A 17915-nucleotide genomic window follows, 5' to 3' on the forward strand; every position below is an offset into this window, starting at 1 on the left:
GAAACATTGTGAAGCAGCAATCTATTGAAGAAATTTTACATTCGATTCCAATTTTCAAGGAATTAACGGTGTATGAAATCGACTCTTTAAAAACAATTGCCCATACTAAACGATATCAAAAGTATACACATGTTTTTATGCAAGATGACCACCTTTCAAATGTCTACTTTATATTAGAAGGTAAAATAAAGATATATAAAACAGATATCCATGGTCGGGAGCAAATCGTAAATATTTTACAAAGTGGCGATATGTTTCCTCACCAAGGATTCTTCCGTCACGATAATTATCCGGCACATGCGGAAGTAATCGAGCCCAGTATCCTTGTTTATATACCGAAACAACAATTTGAAGATTTTTTAATGCAATTTCCACAAATAAGTGTTAAATTGTTTCGCGTGCTTGGTGATATGATTGTCGATTTACAACAGCGTCTCGAAGAACAAATCCTGCATAATACGCAGGAACAAGTCATGATGTTGATTTTGCGATTGGTAAAGAAACATGGTAAAGAAAATAGACATGGTGATGTGATGTTAGCTAAACAATTCTCGAACAAAGAGCTAGCGAATATGATCGGGACGACTAGAGAAACAATCAGCAGAACACTCAGTCAATTAAAAAAAGAAAGCTTAATCGAGCTTTCAGCAAATAATATGTGGAAAATTGAAGTAGAGAAAATAGAGGACAAGTTGTTTGAATAGGTTGAGCGGACATTTAGTTCGTTATTTTACGGAATAGCACCCGTTTTTCACGGTCATTGCACTGTTTTTATACTTTCTTTCCATATAAAAAAAGCGCCTGTTAGAAGGGCGCTTTTCTTCTTAATCCGGAATACCGAGTGCGATTTTTGCGTATCTCGACATACGGTCTTTTGACCATGGCGGATTCCAAACGATATTCACTTCTGTATCTTTTACCTCAGGAATATCTTCCATAACACGCTTCACATCTTGTTCAATGTGACCTGCAAGAGGACATCCCATTGCAGTTAGTGTCATTGTTACCGTAGCAATACCTTCATCATCAAGGTCTACACCATACACAAGACCTAAATTAACGATATCTATTCCAAGCTCTGGGTCAATCACATTTTCCAGTGCTCCCATTAAATTCTCTTCTAGTGCTTGATCCATCTCAATCCCTCCTTCAAACTCTTATCACTTATTATAAAACAAATCGGACACTTTTTAAATGATTTAAATCATAGTTGATATTCTAACCATTTTACAAATTCTAAAATCGCAAAACGGCTAACTTTATGTCCGCGTCCTATTTCTTTTAAGAACGTTATATTTTCGGGGTTTTTGTAGTGCTCAATCGCTTCTTCATAAAAGCTATAGGCATGATCAAATGGTACCACCGCATCCTCTTCCCCATGCCAGAAGAATAATGGTCTGCCAAATAATTTCTCGATTTGTATCGATAAATCAATGTCTTTTAATTCCTTTATTAATAAGTGAAGTTGATCATCAGTGATTGGAAGTTCTTTATGCTGAGCTTTCATAAAGCCAATTAATTGTTCGGCATATGCCGTGATTTTCGGGGATCCCATCATCACTCCAGCTGTCTTAACCCATGAAAATTGTGTTAAGGCAGCTGCAGTCGTGATTCCTCCCATACTTGTACCGGCTAACCCAAAGCGATTGCCTTCTAGTAATTGCTTTGCGACTAACTCTTGGTAAATAGTTTCAATATCATCCAAATTTTGCTTTACTATATCGAAGAAGTGAAACTCTCTTTCCGTATGTGAAAGATCGGTTTCTCTATCACCGTGTAACATCGAATCAGGTAATAATACTCGATATCCTTTTTCTGCTAATAAGTATGCTATTGGTAAGTTATGTTCTTTCGCACTTGTAAAGCCATGTATGTATGTTAAAGTTGGTAATGCTTGCTCTTTCTTTTCTTGGTCAACGACATGTAATAACGGTATGTCGTTCCAATATTCTTTATTTATAGCTATCATCGGTACACCCCTTTCTCGTATCTTTTCTTACTTTTCATGATATAACTTCTTACTCAAACATGCAAAATATAGAAATAAAAATATACAAAACTTTACACCTGAATGAAAGATCTTTAAACTATAATTACAATAGTGAGGTGAAGATATGCGAACAAATAGACACTTAGTTGCATTAGATCTAGACGGAACACTGTTAACTGATCGAAAGGAAATTAGTCCTTATACCAAATCAGTTGTACAGCAAATTATCCAAGAAGGACATATTGTGGTGATCGCCACAGGACGACCGCATCGTGCAAGTATTGCGTATTACCAAGAGCTTGGTTTACAGACTCCGATGGTTAACTTCAACGGTGCACTTATCCATCATCCAACCGATCAAAAATGGGACGTATTACACACACCACTCCCAAATCGAACTGCCAAAAAAATTATTCAAACGTGTTACGATTTTGAAGTCCATAATATTTTTGCAGAAATTCGGGATAATATGTACTTAGATCAGTTTGACCAACAAATTATCGATGTTTTTTCGGAGCCTAATCAACAGGATTTGATTACAATTGGAAGCTTAAAAAATCACTTACAAGAGGATCCTACTTCATTATTAATCCACCCGAAGGACGACCATATTGAGGAATTACGTCAATACTTAGATGATAAACATGCATCCATTATTGAACATAGAAAATGGGGTGTGCCTTGGAATGTAATTGAAGTTGTACGAAAAGGGATTAACAAAGCTGTTGGTTTGAAAAAAATTGCACATTACTTTCACATCCCTGTAGATAATATCATTGCATTTGGTGACGAAGATAATGACCTCGAAATGATCGAATTTGCCGGTGTCGGTGTTGCGATGGGGAATGCTATTGATGAATTAAAACAAATTGCTAATTACCAAACTAAAACCAATGAAGAAGACGGAATAGGCAATTTCCTTGTTGATTATTTAAAATTGGAAGCTAACGTTAAGGTTGGCAAAGATCTATCTGAATAGAAATCCGTGATTAATCCATAATAAGCATGAACATCAAATTGGTGTTCATGCTTCTTTCTTAAGCTCTGTTTCAGTGGTGGTTTATCAAAGAACAAAGCTTCCAGTAATTCTCTACCACCATTAAAAAGGATCATAACGGTAATCCAATTGATAAGCCTAGTGATTCAATAGACAGGAGGATTTATTATGCAAAACCAATTGTTTCAGCAAGCAAGAGATGCCGTCAATCGCTTAATGAATCGTGCGAACGGGAACTTCAGTGAGCAGGATAAGCAAGCCGCTCAAAATGCGATTCAGTCTGCTTATACAAATGCAACAGCAGAAGAACAGCAAGAACTCCGCGAATTAGAGAATCAATTAAAGCAACAAAATGAATTAAAATAAGCTCCTCTGTTTAAAGAAGGTATACGGATTCGTATACCTTCTTTTCTTCATTCCAGCATCTGTTGAATTCCTTTCATAATCAACTACATTTTGATATGATTGTGATAAAGTACGTTTTATAGGAGGAAATACGATGAGTATTCATGTAGAAGCAACACCAAATCCAAACGCAATGAAATTTACTAGTGACAAAATGATTTTTGAAGGAAACAATAGTATTTCTGTTATGCCTGGTCAAACAAGTGAATATGATATTTTAAATGAACTAATGCAACTAGAAGGTGTCGATAATGTATTTGGCTTCCAACACTTTATCACAGTTAATAAAAAAATGGATGTCGAGTGGGACGAGCTGATTGGTAATGTAGAAGAAGTTATTACAAAATATGGTTATTAAGCAAAAGAAATACTGAAATAAACATTAACTTAAAACAGCCCCATCAGTGTAATATCCTGATGAGGGCTGTTATGTTCTGGTAATCTCTTAATAGTTATACTACTAAAATTTAAGAGCAGCAGATCTTTTTAAAAAAGGATGTATGAATAGGACAGTCGAAGCAATGGTTTCCTGTACAAGCTATTTCAAAATGGCTACTCTGCTTACAAATGCGTTGATACCGCGGATTATATACTTTCTTATCTTAAAAAAAGGCTTGGTTCTCTAACCAAGCCTTTTAGGTGTTCATTATTTTGTGATTTTGTTTCAAGTTTTATCACTTCTTCTTGCTTCTATGGCATTACTTCTAATTGCACAGGTCTTTGTTCGGAACGATCCTCTGTATACAGTAACATAACTACTGCTCCGTTTTGAGGTAACATATCCTCGTCAATCGAAATTTGGATCTGAAACTCCTGCCATCCATCGCCTTCAACAGGGATTTCTGTTTGTTCCACTAGATAATTATGGCCATCCTCTACTTCATAATAAGTTACACCAACGCTTGTATTAACTTCTCCTGTTACGGTATATTCGCCATTTTCTCCTTCAACATCAACCGAGCGAAAAGGGCCATCTTCATCAGCTGCTGTGTCCTCTAGTGTAATGGTAATTGTTTGTTGTAACGGCTCACCTTCTACCTGCTGCCCATTAATTTCAGCTGGTAAGAGCGTCATTTCTACTTGATACTCACCAGGCTCCAAATGTTCAATCATATCCCAGGACTCTGCCCAATTTTTGAATTCACCAGGTGCTAATGATTCTTCAACTAAAGCTTCGGTGAACATTTTTCCTTCCGAATATTGATAAAATAATTCATCTTCCTGAAACAACTTAATTTCAAATTGTTGACCAGAAGTAAACATCAAGTCAACGGTCTCCTCATTTTTGTTGATTAATTGAAATTTAAAATCAATCGTTGTACCTTGTTGTTCTGCAGCAACTTTCAAATCTAAATTTTCCATAATAGCTGAAAGAGCCTCCGTTTCGGATTGAGTTTCTTCTTCATTAGCATCCTCTGGTTCGGATGTAGAATTATCTACCGGTACCGAATCATCTGTTTCTGTTTCTTCCACATCCGAAGAACCACAAGCCATTAACAACAACATCAAAATAATAGATATGAGAGAGAAATATTTTTTCATATTTCTGCGACCCCCTTTAAAAGATTAGACGTTAGATACGAGAAAAGGTTTCAATCATTTCGTCGGAAGAATCCATAGACACCTGCTGTCTGAATAACATTCGTAAATGCATTCTCATCAACTTCATGGATAATCCGCTCTAAATCATATAACTCATATCTGGTTATAACTAAATATAACATATGCTTATCTTCTTTTGTATAAGCTCCCTTAACTGGCAATATCGTAATTCCGCGAATCATCGTGTCATGAATTGCTTGTTGCAGCTCATCTGCTTTTTTCGTAACAATCATAGCTGTCACTTTCTCATGACGAGTATGTATACCATCGATAACTCGTGTTGTTACATACAAACCTACTAAAGTATAAAGTGCGTTCTCCGGCTCATTTAAGATACCTGCAATAACAATAATCATCCCGTTGATCGCCATTAAATAACTACCAATTGGCTTGTCCTTCATTCGAGATAAAACCATTGCAATAATATCAGAACCACCTGTTGAAGCACCCCACTTTAGGGTAATACCGACACCAACACCGGCTATAACTCCACCAAATACTGCATTAAGCAAAATATCATTGGACAAATTAACAATCGGCAACACCTCTAGGAAAAAAGAGGTAGCAATAACCGAAAGAAAACTGTAAATTGTAAAGCCACGACCTACCATTAACCAACCGATAATAGCTACTGGTATATTAAGAATGAATAAAATAATACCGGTACTTGCAATTTCTACCCCTAAGTAATCAGAAAAAACAGTAGCTAAAATTTGTGAAATACCAGTAAAGCCACTAGCATATACATTGGCGCCAATTAAGAAAAAATTAAGACCAATGGCATTAAGTATTGCACCAACTATGACTATTGCTATTCGTTTTGCTTCCATTAAAAACATGTTGTACACCCCTCCTGTTAACGGAACCCACATGATTCCATACCCTTTAATATCATCACATAATCTTTTTTGCACAAGAATAAACTATACTAGAATCTGATCTAGAAACCAAGTACTTTGAACAAAAAAGTTTGTAAATTTGTTTTGACGTAACTGTTCGTTAAGCTTACACTTATATTAAGCTAAAACACGATCATCATACATGATCAAAAAGGAAAAAAAGGAGGGGTTACATTGACTGTAAAAATTCTTGCAGATTCTGCTTGTGATCTTTCATCTGAAGACTTTCAACAACTTGACGTCGAAATGTTACCATTAACTGTTCAACTGGATGGTGAAGATTACGAAGATGGGATTAGTATTTCTTCAAAAAAAGTTTATGATGCCATGAGAGAAGGCAAAGCGCCCAAAACGGCACAAGTCAGTCCCAAAGTTTTTAAAGATGCTTTCGAAAAACATGCCAAGGCAGGAAACCAGGTCTTATATTTAGCTTTTTCTTCAGAACTGTCTGGTACATATCAAGGGGCAAAGTTAATGGAGCAAGAAGTGAAAGAAGCGTATCCTGATTTTGACTTACATGTGCTTGATACGAAATGTGCATCTTTAGGATATGGACTTGTTGTGCTAAGGGCTGCAGAATTAGCTCAATCAGGTGCAAGTATGGAGGAAATACTAGAAGTAAGCAAACATCACTATGAACATATGGAGCATATTTTCACTGTCGATGACTTAGAATATTTGTACCGCGGAGGTCGTGTTAGTAAAACAGCCGCTTTTGTCGGTACATTATTAAAAGTAAAGCCTTTATTACACATGGAAGATGGTAAATTGATCCCACTAGAAAAAGTTAGAGGATCCAAAAAGGTGTTCAAACGTATGATCGAAGTGATGGAAGAACGAGGTAAAGATCTAGACAACCAATTAGTAGCGATCAGTCATGGAGATGCACTGGATACAGCTGAACATATTGCAAGCATGATTCGGGAAAAATGGAATGTGAAAGATATCAAAATTAACATGGTTGGTTCTGCCATCGGTGCACATTCCGGACCAGGTACGATCGCTCTCTTTTTCTTAAATGATTCTCCTAAGTAAGGTTAGACTGTTCCAAGTAGGAGTTTTGCGATCGAGTTAACATCGTCACCTCATCTTTTATTGGACACTTTTTTGGGGTTATTGGACACTTTGGACGATTTACTGGACACTTTTCGGATTTTATTGGACACTTTCACTGATTTATTGGACACTTTTCATCATTTACTGGACACTTTCAAAAAATCTCTGCACTCGCAGGGATTTTTTTACGTATGTTGCCCTGCTTTTTTGCCATACTAGGAGAAAAAGCTTCTAGGAGTGTCCGAAATGTCAGCAAATCAGCAAAAACAAGTATTACCGAAGCAGCATCAAGATCGACAGCCGGGTTTCGAATATAAGATGACACCTCTTCCTGTCAGTGTAAATGAAAATTATCAAGGGAGTAATAAATTAAAAGATAAAGTTGCAATCATTTCTGGTGGGGACAGTGGTATTGGTCGTTCTGTTGCGATTCATTTTGCTAAAGAAGGAGCAGATATCGCCATCATCTACTTCGACGAAGATCAAGATGCCAATGATACGAAGAAATTGGTGGAACAAGAAGGTAAAGCATGTAGTCTATTTCGCGGAGATATTTCGCATAGTGAGTTTAGTAAAGATGTCGTGAAAAAAGTCATGGATGAACATGGAAAAATTGATATTGTGGTGAATAATGCTGCGGTTCAATATCCACAGCAGGATTTTCTCCAAATTACTGACGATCAATTAGAAAAAACATTTCGAACAAACATTTTTGGTTATTTTTATCTCACAAGAGCAGCCCTCCCTCATTTAAAGCAAGGTAGTGCAATCATTAATACTTCTTCGATTACCGCTTTCCAAGGTAATGAAAGTCTGATTGATTACTCTAGTACCAAGGGAGCCATTACGACATTTACGAAATCTCTGGCAAAATCACTAGTCTCTCAAGGAATTCGCGTCAACAGTGTTGCGCCTGGACCAATTTGGACACCACTGATTCCAGCAAGTTTTGATGAGAATCAAGTTGCCACCTTTGGCTCTGATACAGAAATGGGACGTCCTGGTGAATCATCAGAAGTTGCACCAGCATATGTGTACCTTGCAAGTAAGGATGCTAGTTATGTAACAGGTCAAACCATTCATATTAATGGTGGAAAAATCATTTAAAGAGAAAAAACACATAGTCTGTTGGTACTCCCCGTTCACCCTGTTGATGAAGCATCGCCGTTAGATTGCCACGATGATATGTTCCATGATTAACGACATGATGCACTAAATCAACAAGGGTGAACTCACATACTCCGTGTTGTGGATGCTCTGTAGTGATCGAATGTTCAGGATTCTTATGCATATGGAAAAAATCATAATACTCTGTTGAAAGTTGATCATACAGCTCTTCTAGCTCAACAATTGAAGCTTGTGAAGCTTTAAATTTTTGATGTTCCACTTTTTTAATGATGGTATGAAAGTTACTTCCCTTCATTACTTCCAGCCAAGTTATATCGGTAGCATAAAGATGAGTCAACACTTCGGATATGGAGGAAAAAACACTTTTAACTTTGCCGTTTAAAATTTCATTTGGTAACTGCTTTAAATGTTCGAATATTTTTTTATTCGCCCAAACGTGATAATTATACATTTTTATTACCTGACTATTTGTCATTTGATCACTCCTTTTAAATCAATAGATGGTACCTTTAAATTTCTCCGGTTTTTTTACATAACCTTCAATAATATAGCCACAATTAGTACAAATTATATACTCAACATCAGAACCAAAGCTCATTTTGTTTACAGGTTGCATCACTGCATATCCACTATGCTTACCTAGCCCCAATTCCGTTTCCCCACATTTCGGGCACGCCGATACTCCTTGATACTGCATCCAACAACAACTCCTCTACTTTAACAGCTTATACTAGAAATACGTTTCAAAAGCTATTTGTGTTTCACTAATTTTTCATAGCAACAAATACTGCCAGCTAATCATCACTTCAAACACAATACGATTATAAGCTTGATGTCATCGATCTTTAAATTTTTCACCAAATAATAAAGATTAAACCGTTTCCTTTTTTTATTTTTTAGTGTAAAGTAATATTCTTACAACAAAATGATTGGGAAGAAGGAACATAATGAAACAAACTGAGACTAAAAATTTAAGTTTATTTGCTTTAACATGGCCTATTTTCATTGAAATTCTGTTACACATGTTGATGGGGAATGCCGATACGTTGATGTTAAGTCAGTACTCCGATCATTCGGTTGCTGCGGTCGGTGTATCCAATCAAGTGTTATCGGTTGTGATTGTGATGTTTGGTTTTGTTGCCGCTGGGGCATCGATACTCGTTGCACAAAATCTCGGGGCAGAACAGTCAAAAACAGCTGGAAAGATCGCTGTAACATCGATTAGTTTAAATTTATGGTTTTCATTAGCATTAAGTCTCATTTTATTTATTTTCAGTGACTTTATTTTACGTTTGATGGATTTGCCTGCAGAACTAATGCATGAAGCTTCTACTTATATGAACATCGTCGGCGGATTTATTTTCGTTCAAGCACTGATCATGACAGTATCAGCTATTTTACGAAGCTATGGCTTTACCAAGGATACCATGTTTGTCACGATTGGCATGAATATTGTAAATGTGATTGGTAACTTTTTTGTTATTTTCGGTCCGTTTGGATTTCCAATACTTGGTGTCGAAGGGGTTGCCTATGTCACAATGCTTAGTCGGTTTATTGGATTTGTTATCTTATTATTTATCTTGGCACGGCGTAGTGAACGGCAGCTTCCGTTCCAATCTTTTTTCCATTATGAAAAGAGCCACGTGAAAGACCTATTACAAATTGGCATACCATCTGCAGGGGAACAGTTATCCTATAATGCAAGTCAGATGGCAATCACCTATTTTATTGCTCAGATGGGGACGATCGCAATTACAACGAAAGTATATGTGCAAAACTTAATGATGTTTATTCTCCTGTTCTCCATCGCCATTGGGCAAGGTTCACAAATTCTGATCGGTCACATGATCGGAGCAGGAGATATGGAAAGTGCCTATAAACGTGGTATTAAAAGCTTGAAGATAGCAATTGTTATCAGCACTTTAATGGCAATTCTTTTCTATAGTTTCAGTTCGACATTACTTGGCATTTTCACAACTGACACTACTATTATTGAAAAAGGGATGTTCCTTTTACTCGTAACGATTATTCTTGAACCTGGTCGGGCATTTAACCTTGTTGTCATTAACTCACTGAGAGCTGCTGGAGATGTCAAGTTTCCTGTTGTGATTGGGATTGCCTCGATGTGGGGTGTCAGTGTTACCTTTGCATGGTTTTTTGGAATCTTTTTAGATTTAGGATTAGTAGGTGTCTGGATAGCTTTTATTGCCGATGAATGGCTAAGAGGAGTCTTAATGCTAAGAAGATGGCGTTCAAGAACTTGGATGAAGAAAGCATTTGTCAAAAAAGAAACAGAAGCTGTGGCGGAATAATCAAAAGCATACCAGCACACGTGGTGAATGGTATGCTTTTTGTTTTACAACTGAAAGAAAATTGCTATTTATCAGTAACCTCTAACACTTGTTTTGCCATTTCCTCATACTCTTCCAAGCCTGAAACTAAGGCAAACTCTGCGATAGCTACTGGATAAGCAGCACTCAGCTCGATAATATGTTCTTTCATCAAGGGCCAGCTATATCCTCCAGCTTCTTTGTATACGTCGATAAGAGAAACAAGACCCTCTTCTCCAAAAAGTTGATAGTACCCCACAAAGTCATTGGATATATCTGTCACTTTCGCTTCTGTCCAATCAATTATCCCTGTTACGTTGGTATCCTTATCAATTAATAGGTGACCTGCATGAATATCTCCATGAATGAAACCTGTTCGTTTTGGCCACATTTCATCATTATTTACCCATGTTTGCCAGCGATGCCATAAAGCTTCTCCTACCCCGTACTTTTCCTTCACAGCCTCCATTCTTTCAATCATTGACTGTCTCGCTTCTTCTGAGCTGTGTATCATTAAGTCAGCTTTTGCTACTTTCTCTAATGGAATGCTGTGCAGATCTGCCAGCGCACTTGCTAATGTTTTATGAAAATTAACTGGTACATCGTTGATATCAATTTCCCATACATAATTTTGAATCTCATGATCAATTGTCCCAGCAGGTATTCCATCTAATTTTTTATATGCAATCAAATCCTCTGCATATATCGACCAATTCGGAGCCTGAAAAGTAGATACCTGTTCATTCACAACATCTAAAGCGTTTTTCTCCACTTTCGTTCTTGGCATCACATCCGGCCTTCTCGGGATACGTAACGTCCACTCATTTCCTTCCTGATCTTTTGCAAAGACAACCTGAAAATCTAACCCTGACTCATTATATTGTAAGGTATCTTCTTGTAAGAATAGACCATGTTTCTTAGTTATGTCCATCACTTCTTTTATTGTTTTACTCACTTAACATCATATCCTTATTATATTTCTCGAATAAAAAAACACAGGTACTATCCTGTGCTGAATAATCGGATTTTCGCTTTGTGAGTAATAAAATCACCAGTAAAATATAACTAGCAAACCATTTTAAAAAAATCCCTAGTTGCTCCGTTATGAATCATATATTTGAATATACAATTTATAGTTTTATGATGATTACTTAAAAATAGGCAGACCTATCCGATTACTCTACACACAGGTAGAGCCTTTAAACACTATAAAATTAGTAGCATAAAGATTAAAATCGGATTCTAATATAGCAGATACCCATTTTTAAGCAACCCTCCGTTCCATTAAGTTAATCAAATCATAGCAGAAGCGACGATGTGTTGTAATATTTACATCAATATTGAGAAGGAATTGTTCAAGAGGGTTTCAGAACAACTTCAGCCTAAATAACTTAAAACGCTTGGATTAGGTTATGGATCCAAACGTTTTATCTGTAACTATCTTTTCTATAATACTGTATACATTTTAATGATTTTCAAGTTTCTGAACGGAATGTTTTTCCTACCTCTTTACCTAATTCAAAGTAATGCCTAAAATTATATATTAATGGACTCCACTTTGATGGATCAATATAATTTTCATTTTGTATAATATTATCTTCCGCATGAAAATGTAATACTTGCGTTTCAACAATTGCAAACAATGGATTATATTCGGGTATTCGAATGTTTTTAACTAATGCTTCGATTTGAATAGGACACTCTTCTATCCGAGTAGGAAAGACAGTTTTTGATTCTAAGGGAGTTAACCCTGAAGATTCGTATTTATCTTTTTTATAAGTGAATCCAATCTCTTGCTTATAAGACGGTATAACTTTTTTTCCACTATAAGAAGAGATTTTCTCAACATTTTCCCAAAGGTTTGGACTGGGTAAATTAATAACACATTCTTTATGCCTTTCTAAGTTTTCAATAGCCTTCCCTCCAAGTCCTATACCAAGAACGATACAATCACCTAGAGCCCAAGAAGAAGACATTGGACTTATGTTTGTTGTCCCGTCTTCATTTAACGTGTTAAGAAGTAATGTTGGTGTTCCATAATACATAATTTTAGGCTTAATTTCTTTAAAACTTAACATGTTCACATTTGTTGTCTTATTCAAGTTTTTTCCTCCTTTAACTTCATTACATTTATATTGTAAATCTTTAAATATTCAACTATCATCGAAATATCGATGTAAGGAGGAAAAATGATGAATCCCAATATTTCTAAAATCGCTTCATTATTATCTGATTCAACTCGATCGACTATTTTACTTAGCCTTATGGACGGTAGAATCCACCCTGCTAGTGAATTGGCTTTTCTTGCAAAGGTAAAACCTCAAACAGCAAGTTTCCATCTCCATAAAATGCTCGAGGCTAACCTAATTAATGTGGAAAAACACGGAAGGCATCGTTATTATAAGTTGATTAATAGTGATGTAGCAAAAGTGATAGAGCAAATGTTAAGTATTTCTCCTAACTCTCCTGTTACTTCATTTAGAGAATCCAAAGAAAAAGAGGCTATTCATTTCGCTAGAACTTGTTATGATCATTTAGCAGGCTATCTCGGTGTACAAATTACAAATTCTCTACTGGAACAAGGTTTTATAAAAAAGGTAGATTTAAACTTTGAAGTAACTCCCGAAGGCATCGAGTTTTTTCGAGACTTCGGCATTAATCTTGAGGAACAAAAAAAGAAACGGAGAGCATTTGCACGTTGCTGTTTAGATTGGAGTGAACGGCAACATCATATTGCTGGAGCACTTGGTAATGCATTGCTTTTAAAGATGATCGAACGACAATGGATAACACGTACACCTAAGATACGGGCTGTTAAAGTAACTCCAACCGGAAAAAATGAATTACAGAAACTTTTCAAATTCGATTACGAAAATAATCATAATACTTTTGAAGAAAGTTAACTAGAGAATTTATAAGAAAACGGTTGGATAAAACTCTATTATAGTGAGTCAAAGCATTTCTCTTGTCAAACTAGAGTAATAAGCGTAAGTAAAAATATAGCTAAGAAAAGCGCAGAGTGCCCGTTTAGAAACGTAGCGACTGGAACGAATTAACTGAGATAAAGGAATCACGGTAAGTTTGCGAACCGATGATGACTTATCGTAGGGCAATTCGTGAAGTCGCCTAGTTTCTGGGCGCTCGGAGCTAGACAAATACCTAAATTTTATACTTTCTTACCTTTCTAGAAAACCAGTTATTCTTTTAGGAGAATAACTGGTTTTCATCTAGAGCTCTAACTTCGCTCATTCACAATATTTTCACTACAGCTTGTGAGCGCCCTTCTACTTACACCTAGCTTCTGCATTATGTTTAGTATATAATTTCAAAGTTTGTCCACAGTAAAGTTCTGCTCAGTTCTTTGATTTTGCTTGCATTCTACGATTCTTCACACTAACCGCTACAATAAACGCGACAAACCCACCAAGAATCACAACCATCATGGCAATAAAGAACCAGTTAAACCCACTGTCTTCTTCTAAAACAAAGATATTACTTGTTTCGCGATCTAGTATCACTCGATATGTACCATCATTTTGTTGTCTGACGATGTTATCTTCTAGCAAACCTCTCAGTTGCATATCCCCACCGATCCCATCCAGGGAGGCTGTCTGGGTTTCGGTATCATTATTAATCGCAATGTACATCGTTTGATCCTCGGCACTTCTCTTGTAAACAGACATTGCGCCCGCTTGAGCTACTAGTTCCATTTCCCCGTTTTGTAACGCAGAGGAATCTTGACGGATTGCTGCTAGCTTTTCTAAATGTTGGGCTATTTCTTCGTCCTCTTTATTTAATTCGGCCATGCGGTGATCTGGTTCATCTTCACCATTATCCATTGGCACTTCTACTCCCTGATAAAACAAAGAAGATCCTGGTAATGTATAGAGTAAGGTAGATGCAAGCTTCCACCTTGTGACAGGATGATAGCCTTCTTTCACTGTTTCATGCGTAAAGCGTGAAGTAAGGACAGATTCCATGTAATGTACGCCAGTTATCTCATGAGAAAATAATGGCTCCAAGGACTCTCCGGGTTGTTTCAGGATATCAACCGCTTCCTTTCGAAAATCATGATCGATATTATTTTCGTCTTCCATTCCATCCACTATTAAAAACGCATCTTCTTTCTCAGATTGTATACGTTGACGCAGTTCATCGATAAAGGATCGTGGTGTCTGTTCATCTACATAAACATGAAAACCATCAATCCCCGTACTATTCATCCAATATACCGCTGTTTCCAAAAAATATTGCTGTACATCTTCATTTTGCAAATTAACGGTTGGCAATTCTTCATTCAATTGATTGACGGAAGGTTGAGATACCCAATCTGACTGTTCAGTTACCCAGAGATGTTCCTTATCTACATGTGATAAAACAAAATCTAAGATTACCTTGATGTCATTCTCATTTGCTTCGGCTACTAGATTTTGCAGCACCGCGATGTTTCCAAATTGAGGATCGACGCTTTGAGCATCTAAAGGATCAAATCCATGGTAAGAAGCTGCCGTCATGATAGGACTTAGGTTAATTGTAGTTATACCTAATTCACTTAAATAAGGAATTTTATCGATAATACCCTGTAAATCCCCACCATGATATGCAGAAGGATCATCAATATTAATCTCTATATCATTGCTACTGTCTCCATTTACAAATCGGTCTACTAAAATATAATAGATTCCTTCTTCTGTTTGTTCTTCTGCCATGACACTTACATTCGGAATTAAAAGCAGGCATAGAACCATAACTAGTAATACTTTTCTTATGTAGAGCATAATGGTCCCCTTTTCTCAAATTATATTCGTCTTCTATTATCCTAGACAATCAAAGAAAGTCAAATACCCTTATTGAAAAATAACATGAATTTTTTGTGACTGAAAAACTCCCTATCTTAAATAGATAGAGAGTTTTGGTATTTTTTCTTTACTTTTTCCCGAATTCGGTACGTGATAATTAATCCAGTTAAAAAGAGGATCGGTATAAGATAATAGACAATATTACGCCAGTGTAAAGGAACACGTTGGACAAATTCAGCTTTCACATATGCCCCTTGTTCTGCTACTGCAATTGCCTCGGAAATGTCTACACCTTCTACTTTAAAATACTTAGTACCTATAGGATAATGATTAGATGCATTGCCATAATATTTACCTGTGCGCTCATCAGCTTGGGTGGTTACTTCTCCAATCGATTGGCCGATAAGAGATTGATTTACTGATTCGTCGGTAACTTCATATACACGGCCGTCTAACACTACAAACGGGTGCGCCCATTCTAGTGCATGTAAGGTGATAGGAATAAGTAACAGAAGCAACATACCGATAGATAATTTCTTCATAACCGTCACTACTTTCTTCCAGTTTCGACGTTACAACATTATATATCAATCATTACATCATTTTCTTGCAGCCAGTATTCAATTTGCGCGAGATGAGCCAACAGTTGTGGTCCAGTCATTAATTGGCCAAACCATGGTGCACTGATATTTGCCGCTTTATGGTCGACCAATGCTTTTACTTTAGAACGATCCAGTATCTCGAATAGACGTGCATTCTTATCATCAATGATCTCATTCATCCAGTTGATGACTGCATTGGTATAAGCAGGGTGATGTGTTTTTGGATAAGGGCTTTTCTTACGGTAAAGAATTTCATCTGGCAAAATTCCTTCTAGCGCTTTTCTTAGTATGCCCTTTTCACGATCTCCGTGTGTTTTTATTTCCCAGGGAATATTCCACACATACTCAACTAGGTGATGATCACTGAACGGAACACGTGCCTCAAAACTTACTCCCATACTCATACGATCCTTACGATCTAATAATGTCGGCATAAACCACTGCATATTCAAGTAAAACATTTGTCTTCTTGCTTTGGCTTCTGCTCCTTCTCCATCTAATAAAGGAGCTTCTTTCATGGTATCTTCATATCTTTTTTTCGTATATGCTGCTAGATTTAATTGTTGACTCACATCTGACCGTAATAGATTTTGTCTGACTTCGGAAGAACGAATCCAAGGGAATCCTTCACGATTAAGATCATCTTCTCGATAAAACCATGGATAGCCACCAAATATTTCATCGGCACATTCTCCGGATAGTGCAACAGTCACTTCTTTTTTGGTTTGCTCACAAAACCATAATAACGAAGAATCAACATCAGCCATCCCTGGCAGATCACGGTATCGCACTGCATCTTTTAATAAATCTACCAATGTAACATTGTCTATCACAAAGTTATGATGCTCAGTTCCCAATGACTGTACCATTTTTTCAATATAGGTTTTATCTTGATTGGGCTGAAAATTACTTTTCTTAAAATATTTGTCGTTATCCTCATAATCAATGGAAAAGGTTTGAAGAGCATCCTTTTGATTGTTTTCGAGATATTGTGCTGCTATAGCTGTGATCGCACTAGAATCCACTCCCCCTGATAAAAAAGTGCCCAGTGGAACATCAGAAACTAGCTGTCTCTCTACTGCATCCACTAATAAATGGCGAACTTTTTCGGCAGTTTCTTCTACGGATTCTTCGTGTGGCTTACTTTCCACATTCCAATAACGTCTTGTTCTCCAGCCATCTCGGTTAAAGATGCCTACATGTGCTGCGCGTAATTCTTTCAATCCGTCAAATATACCATGACCTGGAGTACGTGAGGGACCAAGCGCAAAAATCTCAGACAACCCTTCCTCTTTGATGACAGGATCTACTTCATCATGGGCGAGAATCGCTTTTATTTCAGATCCAAATAGTAAACCATTGTGAAGTTGCTTGTAAAATAACGGTTTTACACCAAGACGGTCACGAGCAAGAAATAGTTGCTGTTTAGATGGATCCCAGATAGCATATGCAAAAATGCCGTTTAACTTCTCGACGTGTGCCTCTCCCCATTCGATATAGCTTTTCAACAGAACTTCTGTATCGGAGTGAGAATTGAATTGCCATCCTTGTTTTAACAATTCACTACGAATATCCTCTGTATTATAAAGCTCACCATTATACACTAATACGTAAGAATGTTGGTCTTTTGTATGGCTCATTGGCTGTTTGCCGCCAGCTGGATCAACAACAATTAAACGCTGATGTCCAAATCCCACATGTGTCTCCAAGTAAAAATCTGTTTCGTCTGGTCCACGATGACTGATTTTACTTGCCATACGCTGTACTTGTTCATGTTCATTCTCGATATTTCGGGTAAAGTCAATCCAACCTGTAATCCCACACATACTGTAATGACACACCTTTCCCTATCATAGTAGCTCTTATTAATGTATGCAGCAAAAGTGAGAAAATGAACAAGACAAACGAATTTAAACAACCGTAACAATCACAGCAGACAGCTAAACTAGCACTTTATGTTTGAAGCAGAACCAGACATTCGTTCCTTTATTTGTGACAAAAGTTTTTTGAAGGTCACGGACATCTATGCCGTTATTCAGCACAAATAACGTTGATAAGATCTGCTCTACACGGTTGCTTTTATAATTTCCTGGTGTATGAAATAATA

The 17915-nt window shown here is 36.8% G+C and carries 19 protein-coding genes; 8 read left to right on the top strand and 11 right to left on the bottom strand.

Annotated features, from left to right (window positions below; genetic code table 11):
* The first annotated feature begins 8 nt into the window (after positions 1 to 8).
* Entirely contained in the window at positions 9 to 704 is a 696-nt protein-coding gene (locus GHT08_RS19460; RefSeq protein WP_163583056.1) for a Crp/Fnr family transcriptional regulator, read from the top strand.
* Between the two features lie 120 nt (positions 705 to 824).
* Here the strand turns inward: GHT08_RS19460 and GHT08_RS19465 are convergent, their stop codons facing one another.
* Together GHT08_RS19465 and GHT08_RS19470 are read right to left on the bottom strand one after the other, a co-directional pair.
* The gene (locus GHT08_RS19465; protein WP_018933358.1) at positions 825 to 1136 is read right to left on the bottom strand and encodes a metal-sulfur cluster assembly factor; all 312 of its coding nucleotides are present in this window, start codon (positions 1134 to 1136) and stop codon (positions 825 to 827) included.
* Positions 1137 to 1204: 68 nt separating this feature from the next.
* Positions 1205 to 1969 (bottom strand): prolyl oligopeptidase family serine peptidase, encoded by a 765-nt coding sequence (locus GHT08_RS19470; protein ID WP_163583057.1) that lies wholly within the window; start codon positions 1967 to 1969, stop codon positions 1205 to 1207.
* Between the two features lie 145 nt (positions 1970 to 2114).
* On the opposite strand from GHT08_RS19470, the gene GHT08_RS19475 reads away from it, so the two are divergent.
* The 3 genes from GHT08_RS19475 to GHT08_RS19485 all read left to right on the top strand — a co-directional run bounded on the left by GHT08_RS19475 (position 2115) and on the right by GHT08_RS19485 (position 3750).
* Positions 2115 to 2969 carry a Cof-type HAD-IIB family hydrolase gene (locus tag GHT08_RS19475; protein WP_163583058.1) on the top strand — a complete coding sequence of 285 codons (855 nt, stop codon included), beginning with the start codon at positions 2115 to 2117 and terminating at the stop codon, positions 2967 to 2969.
* A 186-nt stretch (positions 2970 to 3155) separates the two neighbouring features.
* Positions 3156 to 3353, top strand: coding sequence for a DUF3813 family protein (locus GHT08_RS19480; protein ID WP_163583059.1), 198 nt, complete (start codon positions 3156 to 3158; stop codon positions 3351 to 3353).
* A 133-nt stretch (positions 3354 to 3486) separates the two neighbouring features.
* Positions 3487 to 3750 (top strand): NifU N-terminal domain-containing protein, encoded by a 264-nt coding sequence (locus GHT08_RS19485; protein WP_153833949.1) that lies wholly within the window; start codon positions 3487 to 3489, stop codon positions 3748 to 3750.
* 332 nt (positions 3751 to 4082) lie between these two features.
* Here the strand turns inward: GHT08_RS19485 and GHT08_RS19490 are convergent, their stop codons facing one another.
* Both GHT08_RS19490 and GHT08_RS19495 read right to left on the bottom strand, forming a co-directional pair.
* Entirely contained in the window at positions 4083 to 4934 is an 852-nt protein-coding gene (locus GHT08_RS19490; protein WP_163583060.1) for a BsuPI-related putative proteinase inhibitor, read from the bottom strand.
* Positions 4935 to 4984: 50 nt separating this feature from the next.
* Positions 4985 to 5833 carry a YitT family protein gene (locus GHT08_RS19495; protein ID WP_163583061.1) on the bottom strand — a complete coding sequence of 283 codons (849 nt, stop codon included), beginning with the start codon at positions 5831 to 5833 and terminating at the stop codon, positions 4985 to 4987.
* 234 nt (positions 5834 to 6067) lie between these two features.
* Here GHT08_RS19495 and GHT08_RS19500 point away from each other — a divergent pair, with 234 nt between their 5' ends.
* Both GHT08_RS19500 and GHT08_RS19505 read left to right on the top strand, forming a co-directional pair.
* Positions 6068 to 6928 carry a DegV family protein gene (locus GHT08_RS19500; protein ID WP_163583062.1) on the top strand — a complete coding sequence of 287 codons (861 nt, stop codon included), beginning with the start codon at positions 6068 to 6070 and terminating at the stop codon, positions 6926 to 6928.
* A 267-nt stretch (positions 6929 to 7195) separates the two neighbouring features.
* Complete coding sequence (locus GHT08_RS19505) at positions 7196 to 8056, top strand: SDR family oxidoreductase (protein WP_163583063.1); 861 nt, start codon at positions 7196 to 7198, stop codon at positions 8054 to 8056.
* On the opposite strand, the gene GHT08_RS19510 is transcribed toward GHT08_RS19505, so the two are convergent.
* Together GHT08_RS19510 and GHT08_RS19515 are read right to left on the bottom strand one after the other, a co-directional pair.
* A complete protein-coding gene (locus tag GHT08_RS19510) occupies positions 8049 to 8552 on the bottom strand; it encodes a DinB family protein (protein ID WP_163583064.1) in 504 nt (167 codons plus the stop codon). The two genes, GHT08_RS19505 and GHT08_RS19510, sit on opposite strands and share 8 nt — an antisense overlap.
* Before the next feature lie 18 nt (positions 8553 to 8570).
* On the bottom strand, positions 8571 to 8774 hold the full coding sequence (locus GHT08_RS19515; RefSeq protein WP_163583065.1) for a transcription initiation factor TFIIIB: 204 nt from the start codon (positions 8772 to 8774) through the stop codon (positions 8571 to 8573).
* Between the two features lie 250 nt (positions 8775 to 9024).
* On the opposite strand from GHT08_RS19515, the gene GHT08_RS19520 reads away from it, so the two are divergent.
* Positions 9025 to 10389, top strand: coding sequence for an MATE family efflux transporter (locus GHT08_RS19520; protein WP_163583066.1), 1365 nt, complete (start codon positions 9025 to 9027; stop codon positions 10387 to 10389).
* Positions 10390 to 10453: 64 nt separating this feature from the next.
* Here the strand turns inward: GHT08_RS19520 and GHT08_RS19525 are convergent, their stop codons facing one another.
* Positions 10454 to 11362, bottom strand: coding sequence for a macrolide 2'-phosphotransferase (locus GHT08_RS19525; protein ID WP_163583067.1), 909 nt, complete (start codon positions 11360 to 11362; stop codon positions 10454 to 10456).
* Positions 11363 to 11882: 520 nt separating this feature from the next.
* Positions 11883 to 12485, bottom strand: a complete 603-nt coding sequence (locus GHT08_RS19530; RefSeq protein WP_163583074.1) for a flavin reductase family protein — start codon at positions 12483 to 12485, stop codon at positions 11883 to 11885.
* 114 nt (positions 12486 to 12599) lie between these two features.
* On the opposite strand from GHT08_RS19530, the gene GHT08_RS19535 reads away from it, so the two are divergent.
* Positions 12600 to 13310 (top strand): ArsR/SmtB family transcription factor, encoded by a 711-nt coding sequence (locus GHT08_RS19535; RefSeq protein ID WP_163583068.1) that lies wholly within the window; start codon positions 12600 to 12602, stop codon positions 13308 to 13310.
* A gap of 450 nt (positions 13311 to 13760) precedes the next feature.
* On the opposite strand, the gene GHT08_RS19540 is transcribed toward GHT08_RS19535, so the two are convergent.
* The 3 genes from GHT08_RS19540 to asnB form a co-directional block, all read right to left on the bottom strand.
* Complete coding sequence (locus GHT08_RS19540) at positions 13761 to 15185, bottom strand: alpha-amylase family glycosyl hydrolase (protein WP_238343617.1); 1425 nt, start codon at positions 15183 to 15185, stop codon at positions 13761 to 13763.
* Between the two features lie 116 nt (positions 15186 to 15301).
* Positions 15302 to 15748 (bottom strand): hypothetical protein, encoded by a 447-nt coding sequence (locus GHT08_RS19545; protein WP_163583070.1) that lies wholly within the window; start codon positions 15746 to 15748, stop codon positions 15302 to 15304.
* Between the two features lie 38 nt (positions 15749 to 15786).
* Positions 15787 to 17634 (bottom strand): asparagine synthase (glutamine-hydrolyzing), encoded by a 1848-nt coding sequence (gene asnB, locus GHT08_RS19550; RefSeq protein WP_163583071.1) that lies wholly within the window; start codon positions 17632 to 17634, stop codon positions 15787 to 15789.
* Between the last annotated feature and the right edge of the window lie 281 nt (positions 17635 to 17915).

Source organism: Gracilibacillus saliphilus (genome assembly GCF_010994085.1).
GTDB lineage: Bacteria > Bacillota > Bacilli > Bacillales > Amphibacillaceae > Gracilibacillus > Gracilibacillus lacisalsi.